This window comes from Salinivibrio sp. IB574, assembly GCF_001996205.1.
In the GTDB taxonomy this organism is placed as follows: Bacteria; Pseudomonadota; Gammaproteobacteria; order Enterobacterales; family Vibrionaceae; genus Salinivibrio; species Salinivibrio proteolyticus.
The window spans coordinates 1-23280 of the sequence record NZ_MUFN01000015.1; the positions used below are offsets into that span (position 1 = coordinate 1).

Annotated in this window: 22 protein-coding genes and 2 pseudogenes; 9 read left to right on the forward strand and 15 right to left on the reverse strand. The window is 50.1% G+C overall.

What is annotated here, in order from left to right:
- Nucleotides 1–44: 44 nt before the first annotated feature.
- Nucleotides 45–131 (reverse strand): annotated as a pseudogene (locus BZJ17_RS17050) (hydroxyacylglutathione hydrolase); the annotation flags it as partial.
- Nucleotides 132–163: 32 nt separating this feature from the next.
- Here BZJ17_RS17050 and BZJ17_RS08850 point away from each other — a divergent pair.
- Nucleotides 164–889 carry a methyltransferase domain-containing protein gene (locus BZJ17_RS08850; protein WP_069587467.1) on the forward strand — a complete coding sequence of 242 codons (726 nt, stop codon included), beginning with the start codon at nt 164–166 and terminating at the stop codon, nt 887–889.
- Between the two features lie 8 nt (nt 890–897).
- Here the strand turns inward: BZJ17_RS08850 and rnhA are convergent, their stop codons facing one another.
- The gene (rnhA, locus tag BZJ17_RS08855; RefSeq protein ID WP_069587466.1) at nt 898–1362 is read right to left on the reverse strand and encodes a ribonuclease HI; all 465 of its coding nucleotides are present in this window, start codon (nt 1360–1362) and stop codon (nt 898–900) included.
- 39 nt (nt 1363–1401) lie between these two features.
- On the opposite strand from rnhA, the gene dnaQ reads away from it, so the two are divergent.
- Both dnaQ and BZJ17_RS08865 read left to right on the forward strand, forming a co-directional pair.
- Complete coding sequence (gene dnaQ, locus BZJ17_RS08860) at nt 1402–2136, forward strand: DNA polymerase III subunit epsilon (protein WP_077640481.1); 735 nt, start codon at nt 1402–1404, stop codon at nt 2134–2136.
- An 8-nt stretch (nt 2137–2144) separates the two neighbouring features.
- Nucleotides 2145–3449 (forward strand): TIGR03503 family protein, encoded by a 1305-nt coding sequence (locus BZJ17_RS08865; RefSeq protein ID WP_077640482.1) that lies wholly within the window; start codon nt 2145–2147, stop codon nt 3447–3449.
- A gap of 74 nt (nt 3450–3523) precedes the next feature.
- On the opposite strand, the gene fadE is transcribed toward BZJ17_RS08865, so the two are convergent.
- Nucleotides 3524–5968 (reverse strand): acyl-CoA dehydrogenase FadE, encoded by a 2445-nt coding sequence (fadE, locus tag BZJ17_RS08870; RefSeq protein ID WP_077640483.1) that lies wholly within the window; start codon nt 5966–5968, stop codon nt 3524–3526.
- Nucleotides 5969–6283: 315 nt separating this feature from the next.
- Between fadE and lpcA the strand changes: the two genes are divergently transcribed.
- Both lpcA and BZJ17_RS08880 read left to right on the forward strand, forming a co-directional pair.
- Nucleotides 6284–6862 carry a D-sedoheptulose 7-phosphate isomerase gene (gene lpcA / locus BZJ17_RS08875; protein ID WP_069587462.1) on the forward strand — a complete coding sequence of 193 codons (579 nt, stop codon included), beginning with the start codon at nt 6284–6286 and terminating at the stop codon, nt 6860–6862.
- 21 nt (nt 6863–6883) lie between these two features.
- A complete protein-coding gene (locus tag BZJ17_RS08880; protein ID WP_069587461.1) occupies nt 6884–7678 on the forward strand; it encodes a class II glutamine amidotransferase in 795 nt (264 codons plus the stop codon).
- Nucleotides 7679–7741: 63 nt separating this feature from the next.
- On the opposite strand, the gene purN is transcribed toward BZJ17_RS08880, so the two are convergent.
- Together purN and purM are read right to left on the reverse strand one after the other, a co-directional pair.
- Complete coding sequence (gene purN / locus BZJ17_RS08885) at nt 7742–8395, reverse strand: phosphoribosylglycinamide formyltransferase (RefSeq protein WP_069587460.1); 654 nt, start codon at nt 8393–8395, stop codon at nt 7742–7744.
- Nucleotides 8395–9435 (reverse strand): phosphoribosylformylglycinamidine cyclo-ligase, encoded by a 1041-nt coding sequence (gene purM, locus BZJ17_RS08890; RefSeq protein WP_077640484.1) that lies wholly within the window; start codon nt 9433–9435, stop codon nt 8395–8397. Before purM ends, purN begins: the two co-directional genes overlap by 1 nt.
- Nucleotides 9436–9619: 184 nt before the next feature.
- Here purM and upp point away from each other — a divergent pair, with 184 nt between their 5' ends.
- Nucleotides 9620–10246, forward strand: coding sequence for a uracil phosphoribosyltransferase (gene upp / locus BZJ17_RS08895; RefSeq protein ID WP_077640485.1), 627 nt, complete (start codon nt 9620–9622; stop codon nt 10244–10246).
- An 86-nt stretch (nt 10247–10332) separates the two neighbouring features.
- On the opposite strand, the gene dxs is transcribed toward upp, so the two are convergent.
- From dxs to xseB, 3 genes are read right to left on the reverse strand one after another with little or no spacing between them, the layout of a single operon-like run.
- Complete coding sequence (gene dxs / locus BZJ17_RS08900) at nt 10333–12213, reverse strand: 1-deoxy-D-xylulose-5-phosphate synthase (RefSeq protein WP_077640486.1); 1881 nt, start codon at nt 12211–12213, stop codon at nt 10333–10335.
- 27 nt (nt 12214–12240) lie between these two features.
- Nucleotides 12241–13140: a (2E,6E)-farnesyl diphosphate synthase gene (gene ispA / locus BZJ17_RS08905; RefSeq protein ID WP_077640487.1), complete on the reverse strand. Its 900-nt coding sequence runs from the start codon at nt 13138–13140 to the stop codon at nt 12241–12243.
- Nucleotides 13133–13378 (reverse strand): exodeoxyribonuclease VII small subunit, encoded by a 246-nt coding sequence (gene xseB / locus BZJ17_RS08910; protein ID WP_069587455.1) that lies wholly within the window; start codon nt 13376–13378, stop codon nt 13133–13135. The genes ispA and xseB overlap by 8 nt, the downstream gene beginning before the upstream one ends.
- A 222-nt stretch (nt 13379–13600) precedes the next feature.
- On the opposite strand from xseB, the pseudogene pomA reads away from it, so the two are divergent.
- The 3 genes and pseudogenes from pomA to thiI all read left to right on the forward strand — a co-directional run.
- Nucleotides 13601–14185, forward strand: a pseudogene (pomA, locus tag BZJ17_RS08915) (flagellar motor protein PomA); the annotation flags it as partial.
- 1 nt (nt 14186) lies between these two features.
- The gene (locus BZJ17_RS08920) at nt 14187–15122 is read left to right on the forward strand and encodes a flagellar motor protein MotB (RefSeq protein WP_077640489.1); all 936 of its coding nucleotides are present in this window, start codon (nt 14187–14189) and stop codon (nt 15120–15122) included.
- Between the two features lie 147 nt (nt 15123–15269).
- Nucleotides 15270–16718, forward strand: coding sequence for a tRNA uracil 4-sulfurtransferase ThiI (thiI, locus tag BZJ17_RS08925; RefSeq protein WP_069587452.1), 1449 nt, complete (start codon nt 15270–15272; stop codon nt 16716–16718).
- Between the two features lie 54 nt (nt 16719–16772).
- On the opposite strand, the gene BZJ17_RS08930 is transcribed toward thiI, so the two are convergent.
- The 7 genes from BZJ17_RS08930 to BZJ17_RS08960 all read right to left on the reverse strand — a co-directional run bounded on the left by BZJ17_RS08930 (nt 16773) and on the right by BZJ17_RS08960 (nt 23098).
- Nucleotides 16773–17375, reverse strand: a complete 603-nt coding sequence (locus BZJ17_RS08930) for a DJ-1 family glyoxalase III (RefSeq protein ID WP_077479424.1) — start codon at nt 17373–17375, stop codon at nt 16773–16775.
- Between the two features lie 2 nt (nt 17376–17377).
- On the reverse strand, nt 17378–18265 hold the full coding sequence (locus BZJ17_RS08935) for a 2-dehydropantoate 2-reductase (protein ID WP_077640490.1): 888 nt from the start codon (nt 18263–18265) through the stop codon (nt 17378–17380).
- A gap of 109 nt (nt 18266–18374) precedes the next feature.
- Entirely contained in the window at nt 18375–19190 is an 816-nt protein-coding gene (locus tag BZJ17_RS08940) for an outer membrane protein OmpK (RefSeq protein ID WP_077640491.1), read from the reverse strand.
- 215 nt (nt 19191–19405) lie between these two features.
- Complete coding sequence (locus BZJ17_RS08945; protein WP_077640492.1) at nt 19406–20797, reverse strand: MFS transporter; 1392 nt, start codon at nt 20795–20797, stop codon at nt 19406–19408.
- 21 nt (nt 20798–20818) lie between these two features.
- Nucleotides 20819–21379 (reverse strand): peptidylprolyl isomerase, encoded by a 561-nt coding sequence (locus BZJ17_RS08950; protein WP_077640493.1) that lies wholly within the window; start codon nt 21377–21379, stop codon nt 20819–20821.
- Nucleotides 21380–21381: 2 nt separating this feature from the next.
- Complete coding sequence (locus tag BZJ17_RS08955) at nt 21382–21951, reverse strand: YajG family lipoprotein (RefSeq protein ID WP_069587446.1); 570 nt, start codon at nt 21949–21951, stop codon at nt 21382–21384.
- Nucleotides 21952–21970: 19 nt separating this feature from the next.
- Nucleotides 21971–23098, reverse strand: a complete 1128-nt coding sequence (locus BZJ17_RS08960) for a methyltransferase (RefSeq protein ID WP_241836784.1) — start codon at nt 23096–23098, stop codon at nt 21971–21973.
- Nucleotides 23099–23280: the final 182 nt, after the last annotated feature.

Genomic DNA, 23280 nt, shown 5'->3' on the forward strand with positions numbered 1-23280 from the left:
GATCGACCACCGCACAACGGTTATCTTCACTAATAATGAGCCAGATCGACCACCGCACAACGGTTATCTTCACTAATAATGAGCCATATGTAATTATCGTTAAATGCAGGTATGCTTTTGACACTGAGCATTGGGTTCTCCAGCAATAGAATGAGCCTTGACCATGAAACCAGCGCGCATCGATTATCACTATGATTACCCCTATACGTGGGACCAAGTTGCGTATGGGGATTGGACACGAGCGCAGTTACAAACGCGTTTAGATGAATGTTTGCCTAACCTGTTTGGCTACCATTTATTGAAGCTCGGCGGGCTAAGCTGCGAACTGGTCAGCCAACAGTGTAACATTCAACACCAAGTCTGTGTGGATAAACGTAATCCAATGCGCAACTTAACCGCAGACCATTATGCGCTTCCTTTCATCGAAAAATCGTTTGATGCGTGCTTGCTGGCTCATCAGCTCGACTATAGCGATGATCCTCACCGGCTGCTGCGTGAGGTGGATCGCGTGATGATTGACGATGGATATCTTATTTTATCCGGCGTCAACCCGACCAGCGTGATGGGAATCAAGCGCGTATTGCGGGGACGCGGACAGCGACTGCCATGGAGTGGACGTATGTTTTCTCCACTGAGGATCCGCGATTGGCTAAGTGTGATGAATTATGAGGTGACCACTGCAACGCACTTTGGTTTGTGGCCAACGAAACAGCCCAAGGCGAGACACGCTTGGGTAGAAAGCAGCTTTGCTGAATTCACGCCCTTTGTCGGCTGCGTCTACTTTATTATCGCCCGTAAACGCAGCTATCCGTTAAAGCCCATCAAACCACGCTGGAAACTGAAAAAAGCCGTTGCGCCTTTAGGTGGGGTGGTGCCAAACGGTGGATAAAAACCTGCTTATTGCGGCTGATACCCTTCATCAACCAGAGTAGGGTGATTGGCCGCCTCTCGGGCTAATTCATCACAGCGTTCGTTTTCTGGGTGGCCAGCGTGGCCTTTTACCCAATTCCACGTCACTGTATGCTTGGCGGCCGCAGCATCGAGTTGCTGCCATAAATCAGCGTTTTTCACTGGCTTTTTATCTGCAGTTTTCCACTGACGTTTTTTCCAATTATGGATCCATTGTGTGATCCCTTGGCGCACGTATTGGCTGTCTGTGGTAAGCACGACCTCGCATGACGCGGTAAGGGCGTTCAGTCCGACGATAGCTGCCATGAGCTCCATACGGTTATTCGTTGTGAGGGTATAACCGGCGCTCAAGGTTTTTTCGTGCTGTTTATAACGCATCACCACACCGTAACCACCGGGACCTGGGTTACCGAGGCATGAACCGTCTGTGAAAATTTCTACCTGCTTGGTCATCTTTGGTACTATCGGGAATTAGAATCTGCCAAGTTTGACATAAGTATTGCCATGAAAGCGAATTACGATCGCCTTGTTGTTCTTGATACCGAAACCACAGGTATGAACCGCGAAGGTGGCCCTCATTACCAGGGACACAACATTATCGAAATCGGCGCGGTTGAAATTATCAATCGTAAGCTAACCGGTCGGCACTTTCATGCCTACATTAAACCGACACGTTCGATTGATCCTGAAGCTATTGAAGTACACGGTATCACGGATGCTTTTCTCGCCGACAAACCGACATACGCCGATGTGCATCAGGCATTTGTGTCCTTTGTAGAAGGGGCGGAGCTAATTGCCCACAATGCGCCCTTTGACGTCGGCTTCATGGACTACGAGTTTAAAAACTTGGGAGTGGCGTTAAAGACGAGCGAGATCTGTTCGATTACAGATACCCTTGCCATGGCGAAGAAAATCTTCCCGGGTAAGCGCAATAACTTAGATATTTTATGTGAGCGCTATGGTATTGATAATTCTCGCCGCACGTTGCACGGGGCATTACTTGATGCCGAGATCTTAGCCGACGTTTACTTACTGATGACGGGCGGGCAAACCAGCCTGTCTTTTAACGCGGGAACCGATACGGACAATGCGAGCCCAATGGCGCCGCGTTCGGTCAAACGTCAGAAACCGCTAAAGATTATCCCCGCGTCCGCCGATGAACTAAGTGCACACGAAGCGCGTTTAGATTTTATTGAGCAAAATGGTAGCTGTCTTTGGCGACAGTAGGAGAGCACATGAAAAAGCGGTGGTGGACTGCCTGTCTTTGTATCCCATTATTGGCGCAAGCCAGTGAGCAAGAAATACGTCTGCTGGAAAACCGCTTTCGGGTTGATCCTACCATTGAGCGTGCCGCGTTCGTGATTTACCGAGAAGATCCCAGTGTCCCTGTGGTCCTTGTGCGCCCCGACGGCACTAAGTACTACGCATGGCGACATCCAGATAAAGTTTCTTGGCACCAAGAATCGGACATGGACATCGTTTCTATCACTGACCCCATGCCCGGTCCGTGGCAAGCGATTGGCCGAGTTAGCCCTGATAACAAAGTAAAAGTACTAAGCGATCTGCGTATGCAGGTTGATGATCTTCCTCCGCGTTTATATCAGGGGGAAACGGTGAAATTCACGGCGCGATTAAAACTTGGCGATGAGCCTCTCATCCTGCGCGATTTCATCGAGCGCGTTGATTTGAATGTCACCTTTACCGAGTACGTCGAAGATCCTGAATCGCTCAACCCTGATCAGCGCCCTCAGCCTCGCTCACTCGGGCATTTTAGTGACGACGGGACGGGGTTAGATGAAAAGCCCAATGATGGTATCTTCACCGTCGCACTGCCGGTGAATGTGATGCCCGGTAAATACCGAGCGCGTGTGACGTCAGGCAATGGCATTTTTTTCCGCACCTTAGAGCAAGAAGTGCTGGTGTACCCGACGCCATTGATGGCGACGTTTAAACAAAGCCAAATTGATGATGAGCCACACAAGCTGGTTATTCAGGCCGAGGAAGCCAGTATTGAGCCGGGTAGCATATCGGTGCATGCTAAATTTATCGACACGGAAGGGAAGACCACAGTTTACCAAACATCGAACGATGATAAATCCATGACGATGACACTGGACATCCCGTATGCATCCACGCCGGGCCAGTACAAATGGAGCAGTATGCTTTATGCGACGGATTTATTGTCAGGCCGACCGCTGGTTTTTAGTTTACCTGAGCAGACGTTTGCTGTGACCGATTATGARGCGCTTGAACAAGCAGAAGCCGAGCGGTTGGCGCGTGAGCGCGAATTGCAAGCGGCAGCGGAAGAGCGGCGTCGTGAGCGAGAGAAGGAAAAAGCACGCACGACATCGTTACTGATTATCGGTGTAGGGAATCTATTGATTCTTTTGCTCGGCGCAGCGGTTTGGTTTGTGTTGAAAAAGCGCAAAGCCCGTAAGCTCGCTGAAGCGGCTCAAGAATTGGAAGCGCCGCCACCCGATGAAGGTGCGCGTGAAGAGATGGGCGATGAGTTGGACATGGATAAACCGGATAAAGAATAAAAAAGAGAAGTAAAGAATAAAAAAAGAGAAGGCAATTGCCTTCTCTTTTTGGTTGGGCAGCTTAACGCGAATCATTAAGCTGCATCATGCATCTTTCCCACTTTGGTCGATGCAGCAGGAAGCTCTGCAGGATCGAAGTCATCAACATTGATGGTTTCTAGTCGACCCACTTCGGCGTCACGGAGCAGCTGTGCTTCTTGTTCGCTGATCACGCCCGCATCCAGACCTTTCTGTGCCACTTGATCTAAGAACATAAATGGGAGTTTCTCGCCAATACCGTCACAAACTTTTTTGTGGATCGGCTCTGCAGTGAGAATGTCGTGAAGCGCTTTTTCGATATTCCCAATGGCGTTACCAGGCTCGAAGAATTGTCCACGGCCAATGCGATCACGTGTTGCACTTGGCGATTGCAAAATTACCGCAAGCTTACCGTCTAAGCGATCACTTGGTTTGCGGCGACCTTTACCTAATGGGAACACGAGGGCACGTACCAATCCTGCAATCATACGATTTGGGAAGTTGGCAAGGAACTCATCCAGCGCTTGCTCAGTTTGGTACATGGCATCTTGCATACCCCAATGAACTAATGGCAGATCGTCTTTCTGATAGCCCTCATCGGCGTAACGTTTCATGGTTGCAGAGGCAAGATAAAGCTGACTAAGCACATCACCCAGACGCGCAGACAGACGCTCTTTACGCTTCAAATTTCCCCCGAGAACCGCCATTGAAACGTCAGCCAGCAGCGCTAATGCCGCACTGTAGCGGTTCATTTGCTGGTAATAACGGCGTGTTTCATCTTTACGTGGTGTTTTCGAGAAGCGTCCATCGGTCAGGCCCAGCCACAATGTGCGAGCAAGGTTACTCATCACAAAGCCAACGTGACCAAACAGGGCGCGATCAAAGGCACTTAACGCACGTTGCGAATCGGTGTCTTCGCTGGCACGAATTTCATCCAGTACGAACGGATGGCAGCGGATCGCCCCTTGACCGAAGATGATCATCGAACGCGTCAAAATGTTCGCGCCTTCAACGGTTATGGCGATGGGAGAGCCTTGATAGTTGCGTCCCAAAAAGTTTTTAGGACCAAGGCAGATACCTTTACCGCCCACAACATCCATCGCATCAATCACACCTTGTTGACTACGATGCGTACAGTGATATTTGACGATGGCGGAGATCACCGACGGTTTTTCTCCCAGGTCAATCCCAGTCACGGTCAGGGCACTGGCGGCGTCCATTACGTAAGCATTGCCCGCGATACGCGCTAGAGGCTCTTCAATACCCTCCATTTTACCGATCGGCAATTTGAACTGACGACGAATACGCGCATAAGCACCGGTTGCCAATGCTGCTGACTTCAAGCCGCCGGTGGTGTTCGATGGCAGGGTGATACCGCGACCAATCGACAGACACTCCATCAGCATACGCCAACCTTGGCCCGCCATTTTCTGGCCGCCAATAATGAAGTCCATTGGAACGAAGACGTCATTACCCTGTGTCGGACCATTTTGGAATGGAACGTTGAGAGGGAAGTGACGACGGCCGATATCGACACCTTCTAAATCGGTCGGGATCAGTGCACAGGTAATACCAAGTTCATCTTGATCGCCAAGTAGATGGTCAGGATCGCGAAGTTTAAACGCGAGACCGAGTACGGTAGCGACAGGGGCTAGGGTGATGTAGCGTTTGTTCCAGGTGATTTTCATCCCCAGCACTTCTTTGCCTTCCCACATCCCTTTTGTGACAACTCCGTAGTCAGGGATCGAGCCCGCATCGGAGCCTGCCTCTGGGCTGGTTAAGGCAAAGCATGGAATTTCTTTACCCTCGGCAAGGCGCGGTAAGTAGTGGTCTTTTTGCTCTTCGGTACCATAGTGCTGCAATAGCTCACCCGGACCGAGAGAGTTAGGGACCCCGACCGTAGATGACAGTACGCCTGACACGCCAGACAGTTTTTGTAACACCAAAGACTGGGCGTAAGCGGAGAACTCGAGGCCACCATATTGTTTTTTGATTATCATGGCGAAGAACTTGTTGTCCTTCAGGTATTGCCATACCTCAGGTGGCAAATCTGCCAGCTCGTGGGTGACTTGATAGTCATCAACCATACGGCAGACTTCATTCACAGGGCCATCTAGGAACGCCTGCTCCTCGGCACTTAAACGTGGTGCTGGGATATCATGCAATTTGTTCCAGTCAGGCGTACCACGGAAAAGATCTGCTTCCCACCATACTGTACCTGCGTCGATGGCTTCTTTTTCTGTGGCTGACATTTCTGGCATCACAGATTTAAACGCTTTAAACGCTGGTTTACTGATCCAGTTGCGACGGAATGTCGCGATATTTAGTGGCAGTGCGATTACGGCAAAGATCAGCCAAGTGATCTGTCCAACACTCCCCAGTAAAGTCCCTACTACTAGTCCCGCAGCCAATACAGCTGTTGAAACCAGCAAATTGGCACGATGGTATGCGAGTACGCCTGCCACAATCAGCATGGCAGCGATAAATAACCCTGTCGCCATCACGTCATCTCCTTCGGTTTAGTTAGCCTCTCCTCAATTGAGGTAAGAGGTCGTACCACTTAATGTAAGCAAAAATTTAAATATTTGTAAATTGGTACGGTGTGATGTGGCTTGCAAGGTGAGAAAATCATCAATCATTCTCCGCCAAAGTTGGAAAGATAGGTTGCCATTTGAACAAACGTGACCTAGCTCGAGACCAACACGCAAGCGGCAGTCGACAGGCACAAAACGATACGGTTACACTGACCTTAAATCCGCTCTCACCCCCGGTGCACAGAGTGAGAGCCTGGCCTTTTTCAACGATGGGAACATGCCATGTACCAAGATATTATTCGCGGTGAGTTGTCGGAAGCAGCTACCGTTTTGAATGCCTTTTTAAGTGACGACAAAAACATTCAACAAATTGAAGAAGCTGCCAAGCTATTGGCCGATAGCTTCAAAGCGGGTGGCAAGGTGCTTTCGTGTGGGAACGGTGGCTCGCACTGTGATGCCATGCATTTTGCCGAGGAGTTAACGGGCCGTTATCGTGAAAACCGTCCGGGGTATCCTGCGATTGCGATTTCTGATCCAAGTCACCTTTCTTGTGTTTCCAACGACTTTGGTTATGAGTTTGTTTTTTCACGCTATGTTGAAGCCGTCGGCATGAAAGGCGACGTCCTCTTTGGTCTGTCTACCTCAGGAAACTCAGGTAACATTCTTAACGCGATCGATGCGGCGAAAGCGAAAGGCATGAAGTCCATCATGCTGACTGGGAAAGACGGCGGCAAAATGGCTGGTCTTGCGGATATCGAAATTCGTGTCCCTCATTTTGGCTATGCGGATCGTATTCAAGAAGTCCATATTAAGATTATCCATATTCTTATCCAGCTGGTGGAAAAGGAAATGGCGGCCTAATGCTCGGAGGTAGATGAAAGAATGTGTGAACTGCTTGGCATGAGTGCCAATGTGCCGACGGATATCTGTTTTAGTTTTACTGGGCTTATTCAGCGCGGCGGAAAAACAGGGCCGCACCGAGATGGCTGGGGCATTACTTTTTACGAAGGGAAAGGGTTTCGCACCTTTAAAGATCCCGCCCCAAGCTGCCAATCTAAAGTGGCTGAATTGGTAACCAGTTATCCGATCAAAAGCTGTGCGGTAGTCAGTCATATTCGTCAGGCTAATCGAGGTGGCGTCAGCCTTGAAAACACGCATCCTTTTACTCGCGAAATTTGGGGACGTTATTGGACGTTTGCCCACAATGGTCAGCTATCTGGGTTTGAAAGCTTAGAAACGGGCCACTTTAAGCCTGTGGGAGAAACCGACAGCGAAAAAGCCTTCTGTTGGCTGCTTAATGAGCTATACAAGCACTACCCACAGCAACCCGATAACATGTGTGAGGTGTTCGACTTTATCGCCTCGCGCTGCGATCGGTTACGTGCACTTGGAGTGTACAACATGCTGTTTAGCGATGGTGACTATGTGATGGCGTATTGCAGTAATAACTTGCACTGGATTACGCGGCGGGCCCCGTTTGGTAAAGCGAGCTTGATCGATCAGGAAATGACGGTTGATTTTCATGAGGAGACTACGCCCAATGATGTCGTCACTGTGATCGCGACCCAGCCGCTAACCAATAATGAAAACTGGCACAAAATGGCAGAAGGGGAGTACTGCGTCTTCCATTTTGGTGAAGTGTATTGCACCAATCAAGATCAGTATACAACGACCTGATTGCGGTCTTGCCAGCATAGAAAAGGCGCCATCAGGCGCCTTTTTTGATCAGGGCGAATCACACTAGGCTTTTAGGTCGTCATCGTCATCAGCGGCATAGCCAGCAGGGCCCAACGGCGCGCCGTCGAGCCAAGCTTGGCCAGCTTCCATGCGTAAGCGCTCTTCGACAAACCATCGAACAACCAAAGGATAAATCTGGTGCTCTTGTTGTTGCACCCGTGCTGCAACGGTATTGGCGTCGTCTTCTGAAAAAATGGGGACACGTGCTTGTAAAATCACCGGGCCACCATCCAATTCTTCTGTGACAAAATGCACTGAGGTGCCATGCTCGGTATCACCCGCATCAATCGCGCGCTGGTGGGTATGTAAGCCCGTGTATTTGGGGAGCAACGACGGATGAATATTCAGCATCCGTCCTTGGTAGTGCTCGACAAAGGCTGGGGTGAGTATACGCATAAAGCCGGCGAGAACGACCAAGTCAGGAGCCAACGCATCAATGGCGGTTGCCAACGCATGATCGTAAGCGTCGCGAGTGTCATAGCGCGAGTTTTCGAGCACGCGAGTCTCGATCCCAGCATTATCCGCGCGGGTTAGGCCGTAGGCATCTGGCTTGTTTGCAATCACGCCGACAATTTTTGCGTTTTGCGGGCACTTATCGATTAAGGCCTGAAGATTACTGCCACTTCCCGAGATCAACACCACGATGCGTTTTGTCATTACACCAACTCCACTTGCGCTTCGCCGTCAGCACTTGTTGCAATATGGCCCAACTGCCAAGCGGTTTCCCCTGACTCATTGAGCAGTGCGATCGCTTGTTCGGCATGTGCTTGTGGTAGCGCGATGACTAAGCCGACGCCACAGTTAAAGGTGCGCAGCATTTCATAGTCACTGACATTGCCTTGTGCCTGCAACCAGTTAAAGATGGCTGGCCATTGCCAGCTATTTCCATCAATAACGGCTTTTGTACCTTGAGGCAATACGCGGGGAATGTTTTCCCAGAAGCCGCCACCGGTAATATGAGAAATGGCGTGAGCAGGGTATTGCTCAAGTAAAGTGAGTACTGACTTCACGTAGATACGGGTCGGTGCCAGCAAGTGCTCAACCAAAGGTTTGCCTTCGAGTGGCATGGTTAAATCAGCCTCGCTGACTTCCAAGATCTTGCGGATCAGAGAGTAGCCGTTTGAGTGAGGACCGCTAGAAGCCAGACCAATCAGAGCATCGCCTTCACCGACCTTACTGCCATCAATTAATGCGGATTTTTCCGCGACCCCGACACAAAACCCAGCGACATCATAATCATCCCCTGAGTACATGCCCGGCATTTCAGCGGTTTCGCCACCGATCAGGGCACAACCGGCTTGTTGGCATCCATGAGCAATCCCTGTGACCACATCGGCCGCTGTCTCGACGTCTAATTTTCCGGTCGCGTAGTAGTCGAGGAAAAAGAGTGGTTCAGCCCCTTGAACAATTAGATCGTTCACACACATAGCGACCAAATCAATGCCGATCGTATCGTGCTTATTGGCATCAAGCGCTAAACGTAATTTGGTTCCTACCCCATCAGTGCCGGACACCAGCACGGGTTCTTTATACTTGGTCGGTAACTGACACAGGGCACCAAACCCGCCTAAGCCGCCCATTACTTCAGGACGGTSAGTTTGTTTGACGACGCCTTTGATACGGTCGACTAGGGCGTTACCCGCATCAATATCGACACCTGCATCCTTGTAGCTAAGAGATGATTGTTTACCGCTCACTGCAATTCCTCGCCGGAGTTGGAAGTCAAAAGTCGGCGCTATTCTATCAGTAGATAATTAGAAAGGAAAACGTTTGCGTCAGCTGTTTGGTGAGGAAATAGGCGAGATGTCAAGCCTTTGATCTACGCTAGCAAAACCCTTTCGTGTATACTACCGAGAATTTGTTTTTTGTAAGGAGTCTAAGATGAAGGTCGTGGAAGTCGGGCACCCGTTAGTGAAGCATAAAATTGGATTGATGCGTGAGCGGGATATTAGCACTAAGCGATTTCGTGAGCTTGCCACTGAAGTGGGTAGCCTACTGACATACGAAGCCACTTCAGACTTCGAAACAGAAAAAATGACCATCGAAGGTTGGGACGGCCCAGTCAGCGTTGATCAAATCAAAGGTAAAAAAGTCACCGTGGTGCCTATTTTGCGTGCAGGGCTCGGTATGATGGACGGTGTGCTGGAGCATGTACCAAGTGCCCGTATCAGTGTGGTCGGCATTTACCGTGATRAAGAAACGCTAGAGCCTGTACCGTATTTCCACAAGTTGGCGAGCAATATCGACGAGCGCATGGCGCTGGTGGTCGATCCTATGCTGGCAACGGGTGGTTCGATGATTGCCACTATCGATTTGCTCAAAGAGCAAGGTTGTCAGCACATCAAAGTATTGGTGTTAGTCTCTGCTCCAGAGGGTATTGAAGCTTTGAAAAAAGCGCATCCGGATGTCGAGCTCTATACTGCAGCTATCGATGAAAAACTGAATGACAAAGGCTACATCGTCCCTGGCCTAGGTGATGCCGGCGATAAAATCTTCGGCACCAAGTAATCGTCATCATCGCCAAGATGATGGCGTAATAACGGATCAAAAAGCCCGCTTAGTATCGCGGGCTTTTTTAGTCTAAATGTCCCGTCTTATAAAGACAGGCCTATTTTATCGAGGTAAGTACGCACTTGCTCTTCGATCCCCTCACCATCTAATTGCAGCTCAGCATGCAATTCTTGCTGAGTGCCTTGTGGAATAAAGCGATCGGGCAAGCCAATTTGCAATACCGGCTTAATGATACCTTGCGTCATTAAGCTTTCAATCACACCGGTTCCCGCCCCGCCAGCGGTGGCGTTTTCTTCAATAGTGACAAGGCAATCATGCGTTTTCGCCATTTCTGCTACTAAATCGGTATCCAGAGGTTTAGCAAAGCGCATATCTACCACGGTTGCATCAAGCGCTTCTGCTGCCGCGAGGGCGCCGGGCAACAGAGTACCAAAGTTAAGTAGCGCAATGCGCTTACCTTGGCGTTTTTGCACGCCTTTACCGATAGGGAATGCATGCATATCGCGCTCAATATCAACGCCCATGCCTCCCCCGCGTGGGTAGCGCACTGCGGCCGGGCCCTGATGAATATGACCGGTATAGAGCATTTGCCGGCATTCGTTCTCATCGCTTGGCGTCATCACCACTAGATTCGGGATGCATCTTAGGTAGCTTAAATCAAATGCCCCTTGGTGCGTTTGGCCGTCGGCGCCCACGATGCCACCGCGGTCGATCGCGAACAACACCGGTAAGTTCATAATGGCGACATCATGGATCAGCTGATCGTACGCACGCTGTAAGAAGGTGGAGTAGATAGCTACCACAGGGTTGTACTCACCAATCGCCATACCTGCCGCTAGGGTGACGGCATGTTGTTCGGCAATCGCAACATCGAAGTATTTGTCAGGGTGCGCCTTGGAAAAGCGCACCATACCAGAGCCTTCACGCATCGCCGGGGTAATGGCGAGCAGTTTGTCATCCTGCTCGGCCATATCACACAACCAGTCACCAAAGACATTAGAAAATGTCGGGCTGGCTGGCTTTGATTTCGGTAGGGTATGCACGCTTGGATCGAATTTAGGAACGGCATGATACCCAATCGGATCCTTTTCCGCAGGCGCGTAGCCTTTGCCTTTTTTCGTCATCACGTGCAAGAACTGTGGCCCTTTCAGGTTACGCATGTTCTTTAGCGTTTTAACCAGCTCTTCCACGTCATGACCATCGATAGGGCCGATATAGTTAAAGCCGAGTTCCTCGAACATGGTCCCCGGTACTACCATTCCCTTGAGGTGCTCTTCAGCACGACGGACCAGCTCTTTAATTGGTGGCGCGCCCGACAGGACTTTTTTGCCCCCTTCTCGGATGGTGGTATACAAATTACCAGAAAGAAGCTGCGCCAGATGATTGTTGAGAGCACCAACATTCTCTGAAATTGACATTTCGTTGTCGTTGAGGATCACCAGCATGTCGGGTTTCACGTCCCCAGCATGGTTCATCGCCTCAAATGCCATCCCCGCGGTGATGGCTCCGTCTCCAATCACACTAACGACTTTGCGGTTTTTCCCTTCTTTTTCGGCACAAATGGCCATCCCCAATGCGGCGCTTATTGATGTGGAGGAGTGGCCTACCGACAACACATCGTAGGGGCTTTCTTCGCGCCACGGGAAGGGATGCAATCCGCCCTTTTTGCGAATCGTCGGCATTTTTTCGCGCCGACCCGTCAAAATTTTATGTGGGTAGGCTTGGTGACCGACATCCCAAACAAGGTGATCAAAAGGGGTGTTATAGACATAATGGAGTGCGACAGTCAGCTCGACAGTGCCAAGTCCAGACGCAAAATGACCACTTGAGTGGCTAACCGTATTAAGTAAGTAGGTACGCAGCTCATCACACAGTTCAGGAAGGTGATCACGCGGAATGGTGCGTAACTCTTCCGGCGTATCAGCCAACGCGAGTGTAGGGTACTTTGATATATCCAGTGTCATAGTGGTTCGGCGCTTTTATTGGTAATGCTAGTTGTTGCGCTCGATGATATATCGGGCAAAAACTTCCAGTTGTTCGGTATTGTAGGGGATCGCATGCAGCGCGTGTAGTGCTTCTTGGTAAAGTTGCTGTGCTTTTTCTTGCGCGCCCTGTAAACCGAGTAGCGCAGGGTAGGTACTTTTATCCGCGCTCATGTCAGATCCTTGCGGTTTCCCCAATGTTTGGGTATCGCTTGTGATATCTAAAATGTCATCTTGCACTTGGAACGCGAGGCCAATGGCGTTGGCAAAGGTATCCAGCTCGTCAAGGTGCGTCACCCCTTTCTCGCCGGCGGCAAAAGCCCCCAGTCTGACCGCGCCTCGAATTAATGCCCCCGTTTTGTTACGGTGGATTTGTTTTAACGCCTCTAACCCGACGTGTTGGCCTTCGGCGGCGAGATCGAGCGCTTGACCCAGACACATTCCACTGGCGCCACTGGCGCTTGCCAGCGTTCTGATCATATCGATACGGTAAGATTCAGCGTTTGGATTGAGCGACCCTTCGGATAACACCGTAAACGCCAAGGTTTGTAAGGCATCCCCGGCGAGAATGGCGGTCGCTTCATCAAACTCGATATGGCAAGTCGGTTGACCTCGTCGCAGGCTATCATCATCCATGGCGGGCAAATCATCGTGGATCAAGGAGTACGCGTGAATGCACTCTACCGCCACAGCGGGCGTGTCCAAATCAGTGATGGGCACGCCAAACAATTGTCCGGTAGCATAGGTCAAGAAAGGACGAACGCGCTTGCCACCGAGCAGTAAGCCGTGGCGCATTGCTTTAATAAGCGGTAAATCTTGATGCGAGAGTGTGTCTAGCCAACGCGATAGCTGTTGGTTGCTGCGGTGTTGCGTCTCCCGCAGCGCGAGCTGTACAACGGAATCAGTCATTGTCGTCGTGAGAAAATTCAGTCAGTGGCGCGTCATCATCTTGAGAAAGCAGAATCTCAACGCGCTGTTCAGCATCTGCTAAGGTTTTTTGTCCTTGGCGCGCAAGCGCAATACCGCGCTCAAAGCGCTTCATTGCCGTATCAAGGGCGAGGTCGCCAGTCTCTAAAGCACCGACGATCGCATCCAACTCTTTGAGGGTGTCCTCAAAGGTCATATTTTCTGGTTTCTTCACAGCCATGATGCAATAAAATTAGAGAGGGAGGGGCAGACGTTAACCCAGTGCTGACAGGGGGTCAAATTCATCAGGCGATTTTTGTGCCCCAAACGCTGCTTTGCAAATCACGCATTCTGCTTGTTGGTATTTGCGGATTTGCGCTAAACCTATAGGATTGGTTGCCGATACAACCAAAGACAACAAAAACAAATAATAACGAACCGATGTAATCTAAGGGAGACTGACGTGGATATAGCGACGCTCATCGGCATTATAGGCTCGTTCGCATTCGTCATTATGGCCATGCTGTTGGGCGGCACCATGAACATGTACTTCGACGTGCCGTCCGTACTGATTGTTATCGGGGGCAGTCTTTTCGTGGTGTTGACCAAATACACCATGGGACAGTTTTTTGCTTGCTTTAAGATTGCAGGCAAGGCGTTCATGTTTAAGTCGGATGATCCGGAAGACTTGATTGCCAAGATTATTGAAATGGCAGATGCCGCCCGTAAAGGCGGCTTTTTGGCGTTAGAAGAGATGGAAGTCAGTAACTCGTTTATGCAAAAAGGGGTCGACTTACTGGTGGATGGACACGATGCGGATGTGGTGCGAGCCACCCTGCAAAAAGACATTAGCCTGACCGAGGAGCGTCACGACCACGGGATCAGTTTTTATGCGGCGTTAGCCGATGTTGCGCCGGCAATGGGGATGATCGGGACCTTGATTGGTCTGGTGGCGATGCTCTCCAATATGGATGACCCGAAAGCCATAGGCCCTGCGATGGCCGTGGCCTTGTTGACCACCATGTATGGCGCCATGCTCGCCAGTCTAGATGGCACAACAAGAAGAAGAGGAATGCAAATGTCCACCGCCCGGCCTGCCGCCGTGGATGGGGACGTTCGCTGACCTGATGTCACTGCTGATGTGCTTTTTCGTGCTTTTGCTGTCCTTCTCTGAGATGGACGTTTTGAAGTTTAAGCAGATAGCAGGGTCGATGAAGTTTGCCTTCGGGGTACAAAATGTTCTGGAAGTCAAAGACATTCCCAAAGGTACCAGTGTGATTGCGCAAGAGTTCCGTCCGGGGCGACCAGAGCCGACCCCTATCGAAGTGATCATGCAGCAAACCATCGACATGACCCAACGAACGCTTAATTTCCAAGAAGGCGAATCGGACCGCTCGGGCGGCTCACAACGCACTGCGTCGGATATGGAGGGAGGCACCAGTGCACAGGTTGCTTCTCAACTGGAGCAGCAACAAAGCCAGCAGCAAATGGAACAGTTGCAAAAGATGATTGTGCAGGCGTTAGAGCGTGAAATCGAAGAAGGAGCCGTTGAAGTTGAAAACTTGGGTCAACAACTGGTGATCCGTATTCGGGAAAAAGGCGCATTTCCGCAAAATTCGGCCTTTTTGCAACCCAAGTTCCGCCCCATGGTGCGCCAAATTGCGGAATTGGTAAAAGACGTGCCCGGTGAAATCAAAGTGTCAGGCCACACGGACAGTACACCTTTGGAATCGGAGCTGTACCGTTCCAACTGGGATTTATCCGCGCAGCGTGCGGTATCGGTGGCGCAAGAAATGGAAAAAGTGCCCGGGTTTAACCATTTGCGCATGAAAGTGGAAGGGTTGGCAGACACTCAGCCTCGCGCGCCCAATAACTCGCCTGATAATCGTGCGGCCAATCGCCGTGTGGAAATCGCTGTGATCCAAGGAAAACCCAGCTTTTCAGATGAAATATCGGCCGACAATGCGGCTACACCTACCCCATAAGCTAGATTCTGACCGTAATGGATTGATTAAAAACGTTTATTACGGTCAGGTTTTTCACCTTTATTTAGACGCAAAAATACCCGGTTTCGGCTGGGACGTGGTTATTGTATAATCCGCGACCTTGTTTCCAGCTGTATCGAACCGGTTATGAAGTTTATCGTTAAAATTCACCCTGAGGTGATCGTCAAAAGTGAGTCTGTTAGAAAGCGTTTTACTAAAATCCTCGAATGCAATATTCGTAATATTTTAAAGCGTCGGACAGATAATACGGCAGTATATAACCGTAGGGATCACATTGAGGTGACGTTAAAACAACCAAACGAGCGTCAGCTTGTCCTGGATGTATTAACCAACACGCCGGGCGTGCAGACGGTGCTTGAGGTTGAGCAAACGTTATTTAACGATTTACACCACATCTATGAACTCACCCTTGAGGGTGTTCGTCATCAAATCGAAGGAAAAACCTTTTGCGTGCGTGCTAAACGCCGCGGCCAGCATGACTTTACCTCGATTGATGTAGAGCGTTATGTAGGAGGTGGGTTAAACCAAGCCGTTCCGACCGCCAGCGTACAGCTGAAAAAGCCTGACGTGACCGTGATGATGGAAGTGGACCACGATAAGCTGAACTTGGTAAAGCACCGTCATACTGGCTTGGGTGGCTTCCCTCTCGGCACGCAAGAAGATGTGCTGAGCTTGATCTCGGGAGGGTTCGACTCAGGGGTGTCGAGTTACTTGCATATTAAGCGCGGTAGCAAGGTCCATTATTGCTTCTTCAATTTAGGCGGCAAAACCCATGAAACGGGTGTGCAGCAGGTATCGCACTTCCTGTGGAACAAGTTTGGCTCGTCGGCGAAAGTGAAATTTATTTCTATCGACTTTGAGCCGGTTGTCGCCAGTATCCTCGAAAACATCGATGATGGTCAGATGGGAGTCGTGCTCAAGCGGATGTTTATGCGTGCGGCAAGCATGGTTGCCGAGCGTTTCGGTATTCAAGCCCTAGTCACTGGCGAAGCCTTAGGACAAGTGTCGAGCCAAACTCTAACCAATTTACGCATGATTGATAACGTGACGGACACGTTAATCCTGCGTCCGCTGATCAACTGGGATAAAGAAGACATTATCCAGACAGCCCGCAAAATCGGCACTGAAGACTTCGCTAAAACCATGCCTGAATTCTGTGGTGTGATTTCGAAAAGCCCGACGATTAAAGCCGAGAAAGCCAAACTTGAGGCCGAGGAAGCGAAATTTGACTTCGCGTTACTGGAGCAAGTGGTTAACAATGCCTCGGTGATGGATATTCGCGATATCGAGAAACTTAGTCAGGAAAAGGCTCCCGAGGTTGAACTGGTTAACGAGGCCGAGCAAGGCGCGATTGTCATTGATATTCGTAGCAGTGATGAAGAAGAGGAAAAGCCACTGAACATCGACGGCACTGACGTTGTTCATATTCCTTTCTTTAAATTAGCGACCCGCTTTGGCGACCTAGACCAAAGCAAAACCTACTTGCTGTACTGTGAGCGTGGTGTGATGAGCCGCCTTCAAGCGCTGTATCTAAAAGATATGGGCTTTGAAAATGTCAAAGTTTATCGCGGCTAATCGCGAAAAAAGCTCGATTTAAGCAAAAAACAGGCAGCCTCGCTGCCTGTTTTTTTATTCGGCGAATTTCTTCTCGTACTGCAAGTTTGGGAGGGGGACCATAGGTTCGGCAACCTGCCAAGCCAGTGCTTTCCCTGCCAAGACATGAACAATCTCAATGGCAAACTCGAGCGCAGATCCCGGGCCTTGGCTGGTGATCAACTTGTGATCATAATCAGTCATCACACGGCGCCGACTGCGCCATTGCTCTGGGATCTGATCGCTGACACTGGGGTGGCAACTGATATGAGAGGTGGGGTAAAGCTGGTGGCGCTGCAAGACAAGCGCGGGAGCCGCGCAGATAGCCGCGACCCATGCATGGTCACTTTGCTGTTGTTTGATAATTTCTGTCACGATCGCGCTATCGCCTAAACACTGTGCCCCGTCAATACCCCCGGGTAAAATGACGCAATCAAACGGCTGGTCGGCCACACTCGCCAAAGGTGCATCGCACACTAATTGTACGCCACGAGAACAGGTTAAAGTGAGTGAACCTTCAGGATCGGCGCTGGCAACGGTGACACAAAAACCAGCCCGCTTCATCACATCAATGGCGGTGACGGTTTCCATTTCCTCGCTACCGGGTGCCACGCATACTAAGACGTTAATCGGTTTCATGATTATCCTTTTTGTACCTCACGTTGCTTCACGGCGTCATACAGCGCCTGATGAGTAGGCACCTTAATCTGATGATGTGCCGCTCGAGCCAGTAAATAGCCAGTGATCTGTTCAAGCTCTGTCTTTCTGCCATGATAGCAGTCGCGATTCATTGATGAATAGTTATTTGCGGTGGCGCGTGCCACTGTCAGTGCTTGTGTTTTTAGCTGTTCGGCATGGGTGGCGAGTCCGTCAGCTTGCATCACACGGGCAAGTTCTTGGCAAAGTAACTGGATGGTGTCTTGGTAGTCGGCAGATAACAATGCTCCGTTATTCACTTGATGAATCGCGGTGAGTGGATTGATTACACAGTTAACCGCCAGCTTATGCCATAGCTGATGGATAATCGCTTCGTGCCAGTGCACTGGCGATAAGGCATGATCCAACACCTCGGCGACAAAGGCACACTGCTGACCTGCTTGATTCGCCGCGCCGATGTAAGTCTCTCCGTGGCCGGTATGCTGATAGCTCCCTTGAGAGGGGCTAAAGACGCCGTGTGAGGTGGTGGCGAGCAGTAAAGGTTGCGACGGACTCACTAGTGCTTTGATTTGCGCATGCGGTCCCATCCCATTGTGCATTAAGACGATAATTGTATCGGGATGAAGCTGCTCGATGAGAGGTTGTAAGGCAGGCATGACGTCATAAGCCTTGGTACACACCATTAATAGATCGCAATCGGTAATGGCTTGTGGCTGGTTAGCGGGGACCGTCACGGTATGGCTGTCGAGTACCAATTGCCGACACACTTCCGTGCCTGCACGGGTGATCACCTGCACGAGATGACCGGCTTGCACTAATTGGGTTGCCCACAAAGTACCAATTGCGCCTGCACCGATAAAAGTTATGTTCATGACAAGCTCAGAGCGGTTAAAAGTGCATAGTTTATCACGAGGTAGGAGCAAGACAGAGAAACAAGTTGGGTGAGGAAAAAAGCGCCGACCGAGAGGCCGGCGCAGTCAGCTAGAATTTGTAGGTGGCGCTTAGGTAGTGGGAAATACCTGAGCTTTCCGTTGTGCCACCATCTTCAATCAAGTAGACATCGTTATAGGCTTTAAGGCCATAACCGAGGGCATAGTTGTCTGAGTGCCAATATAGGCCGTTAAACATCGCGCCGCCATGGGTCGCTTGGCTGTTGCCTTTGAAAGTGTCATCGGCACCAAACTGGTAATCGATATAGCCTTGGTATGACAAGAAGCTACCGTTGTCGAAAAAGTGGAAAGGCTTAAACCAGTTGGTCGAGAATTGGTAACCGTTCCAGTCTTTTTTGTTGATGTCATACAAACCGTAAAGGTTCATGCCTACTTTGCCAAACCAAGGCAGTTCAACATCGGCACCGACACCCCAGAACGAGTTGTTAGTGTCACTATCGCCACCACCCCAGTTAAACAAAGTCGAGAAGTATACTTCTTGTACAGGGCCAAACGACAAGTCTTGCCCGGTGATGCCGTCAATTGAGAAGCGTGGTGCTAGCTTCATAAAGGCTTTAGGTGCGCCTTTTTTATTGTTGTTGTCGCTATCGCTTTCGGCAAGATCGAAGATGTCCACATAGCCATAGAGATCAACCACGCCCTTACGACCGCCAAATTCCATCTCGAGGTAATTATGATCTTTATCGGTGTCACTACCGAACTGAGGTTTCTCGTTGATGGCATACATGGCGTTAAACTGAAGCCATTTATGATCGTTTTTATAGATATCGTCTGAGTAATCAGCCGCGTTGGCGATAGGTGCGGCGCTAGCTGCCATGACGGCAAGTGCGAGTAGGGACTTTTTCATGGTGACTGCCTCTGCTTAAGTGTGTAACCGTTGAGTTCAATGGAGGCAGTATATTGATTAAGTTCACCATAAAGAATGCAACAAATGTAGACACGAATTTTAGATGTGACTGAAGATGGCATGTATCCGATTACATGTCATTTTTGTGTGATCTTGATTAAAAGAAAATGACGTGCGGAGCGCAATTTTTTGCACTCCGCTGTGATGGGGGAACGCTAGTCCTGCCGGGGTTTTAGGCATTGTCCAGAAGGTGCGTCATGGTGCGATGATTCTTTTCTAAATTGTCTACCAATATAGAGCAGCATGACTAGACCTGGGATCACCATCAATGAGGTTATTACGAAAAATGTTGACCAGCTGTCCAGCCAGTCCACCATCATACCGCTAAAGGATGCGAGAGAGGTACGGCCAAGGTTACCCAATGATGCAAGCAGCGCGTATTGAGTAGCGGAAAAAGCGCGCCCGGTTAAGAAGGTCAAGAAAGAGACAAAGGCAATGGTGGCGAAAGCCGAGGTGAAGTTATCCACCAGTATCGCGCCTAGCAGCAGGTGCTCGTCTGGCCCCACCACAGCAAGCCAAGCAAACATCAAATTACTTGAGGCCATGGCCACACCGCCAATAAACAAGCCTTTGATTACCCCAAAGCGTAAATTAATGTAGCTGCCGATTAAGGTATACACCACGGTCAGTCCCCAACCTACGAGCTTGGAGTAATAACCAATTTGCTCATTGCTGAAGCCAACATCTTTGTAAAAGACAATCGACATCCGGCCCAAAAAGGCCTCGCCAATCTTAAAGAGAAAAACAAACAACAGAATGGCTAACGCAACTTTTACACCGTTGCGGCGGAAAAACTCGGCAAAAGGTTCAAACACAGTCACTGCTAACCAAGTGCGTGCACTGCTGTACCCTTTTCCTTGATAGTAACGGGTCGCGGCATCTTGGCGCTGCTCGCGGTCACTGGCAGGCTCCTTGACGAATAAGGTGGCCAGTAACATTAAGCCTACAAACCCTGCCATGATCACATACACCTGATTCCAACCGATGGCGTCAGCGTTGATAAAACCGATGTAACCGGGCAGAGAATATCCTGTCCACCATCCAATGACGGACATGGCAGAGGCAAGTGGGAACTTATCGGTCTCATGCTCCGCAAAATTGTCAATACGAAAGGCATCAATGGCGATATCTTGGGTGGCAGAGGCGAGTGCAATCGCAAAAATCAGCGATGAAAGCACCACAGTGGTCACCCAAGGATCAATGGCTGTCAAACCGTGTAAATTAAGCTGAGATAAGGCCAAGGTTGCGATCAGAATCAGCGCTTGGGTGAGCAATATCCAACTGCGGCGTTGTCCGAAGCGCTCATTAAGCATGGGCACTTTGAGTCTATCGATCAAAGGCGCCCAGAGAAAGTTCACCGCATACAGCACAAACACCGAGCCGAATAGACCAATCGCGGTACGAGAGAGCCCTTCATCCGCGAGCCAGCCGTTTAAGTTGGAGCCGATTAACACCCAAGGAAAGCCGCTACAGCAGCCCATTAAGAACACATAAAGGAGTCGGCGGTCGGCATAGGGCGCAAGCGCCCCCTTAAGATTAGGTAACATGATCGCAAGCCTGCCTGTCAGCTACTGAGAAGATATTCGAGAGATGCTATTTATCACAATGGGTTGTTGTGGTACGTCTTGCATCCGCTTGCTTGGGATCGTCACGGTTGATTGAGATGAAATGTTTTGCACCGTGACAAAGCCTTCAACTACTCGACCAAAAACGGTGTAGCCAAGCTTGTTGGGCGTGGCGTCTAGAAAGCCGTTATCATTGATATTAATGTAAAATTGACGCGTGGCCGAATCGGGGTCATTGGTTCTGGCCATCGCAATTGTGGCGCGCCGGTTACTTAAGCCATTGGTGGATTCGTTATCAACCGTGTCATATACCGGCAGGCGTTCAAGGTCTTTATCAAACCCGCCACCTTGTACTACGAACCCCGGGATCACGCGATGAAATATAGAGCCAGCATAGCTGCCATCATCAACATAACGGAGAAAATTAGCCACGGTTTTGGGCGCTTTTTGCTCATCAAGACTGAGCGTAAATGCGCCGAGCGTTGTATCCACCTTCACCAACACTTCCGCCTGCGCTGGCAATGCAGCCAACGCAAGCATGCACATCATGCAGAAGGTACGCATGATTAAAAGTGCTCTTTCATGTGCTTAAGCAACTGCTCGTCGTTGGCAATATCTTGCAGCACCGCCTCAAGCAAGTTGTTTAGGGCCATTTCGATATCATCAGGCGATGCGCTGCTGATCCCTTCTTGGGTTGATTTGCCAGTGTAACGCTTCACGAAGCGACCATCAGGAGATTCAGCGACCAGCTGAAGCTGGACCGATGCTTCCATATTGTGCTTAAACACTGTGTGTTTTACACGCACGAGGGCATCAAGAATATCGAGGCGCAGTGTTCCCGGGCCATTCGCCACCACACGGAAGCCTTGCGAAGAAAGTTGGCGAGAAAGGGTATCTTCTAAGACAACGCGCAGATTCTGGCTAGCATGCAGTGGCTTCACGTTAGAGCGACCACTGTCAATGACAGCCACAAACTGGGCGGTACGCAGATCACGGCTTTTCACAACTACGGGCAAGTTATTCACTTGCTGTTGGTTTGAGGTGGCGGGTTTGGGCGCGATAGTCAGTTGCGGATCACGCGGCGATGAACAGCCTGCTAGGATAAGCACGGCAGCGGCAACGAGCAGTTTTTTCATTGTGTTCAGCATCCTTTACTTAATGTTGGGCGTGTACTGCCTGAAGAATAACGAATTTTTTATTCGACGCAATGACGGAGACATTACCAAAAAGGCGTTTTAACTTAGCATGATAGCCGAGATGTCGGTTTCCGATGACTAAAAGGCGGCCATGATTGGTCAGAACACGTTTTGCGTCACAAAACATTTGCCAAGCAATATGATCGGTAATGGCTTGTTGTTGATGGAATGGTGGATTACACATCACCAAGTCCACATCATGGTGTGCAAACTCGCTCAAACAATCCCGCGCTTCACACTCAAAGCGCGTGGGCGCAATATGATGCGCTAAAAGGTTACGTTGCGCCGATGCGACAGCCATATGGCTTTCGTCAACGGCATGAATAAAGGCATTTGGATTGTTTCGAGCGGCTTGCAAGGCAAGCACACCATTACCACACCCTAGATCGACAATCCTTTTCAATCCGGGTTCACTCGGAATGTGCGGTAACATCAAATATGCCGCAATATCCAGTTTTTGCGCAGAGAATACATTGGGGAAATTCGCTAGTGTCATGGCGTAATCAGGCACATCGAACGTATGTAGCTGGTCGATTAACTCGGGTTTGTCGTCACGCGGCGTGCAAAATACTAAGCGTGCTTTTTTCTTCGCCAGTGAGGTCACTGTGTTGCCGAGCTGGTGCTCAAACTGGTTTAACGTTGAGGTGTGAATCTCTTTGGCCTTCGCCGCGGCGATAACGGGAATAGATGAATCGGTGATCGCGGCAAGTTGCTGTAATTGCCATGACAACATGCGTGTGCTTTTCGGGATCCGTAATAGCACCACATCGACGCGCTCAGGCAGCGGCTCTAGGCTGGTTAATTGGACGATGCTAGGCAGGGCATTGGCGGCTAAATTCTGGACAGTTGCTTGTTGTGCCACCACCGAATCACTGACTTGAATCGTTTCATAGCCTTGTTGTGACGCCCAGCAGCTTAGCGCGCCAAAGTGATCATTGATGATCAACACACGCGCACCGGCCGGTAATGACAACTCAGCCACGTGCTCAATCAAGTATTCGTCGGCTGCGTCGAACGCTTGCAGCGTCTCGTTTTTACGTCGGGGATAACGGTGGAGTATTAATGGCTGGCCCGAAGGCGTCGTCATTTCAGTCTTCATCGGAGTTTTTGCGTCGCGCTAGATAAAGTGGGTATATTGTCGCACTCAGCCAGAGACTGCAATTTAAAACGTGGCGTCATCTCTGGTGTTGAAAGCTCACGCCACCGAGAAAGTCGCAAAATCATCAATAGCATCTACACTGAGAGCACCTGTGCTCCCCGTGGAAAATG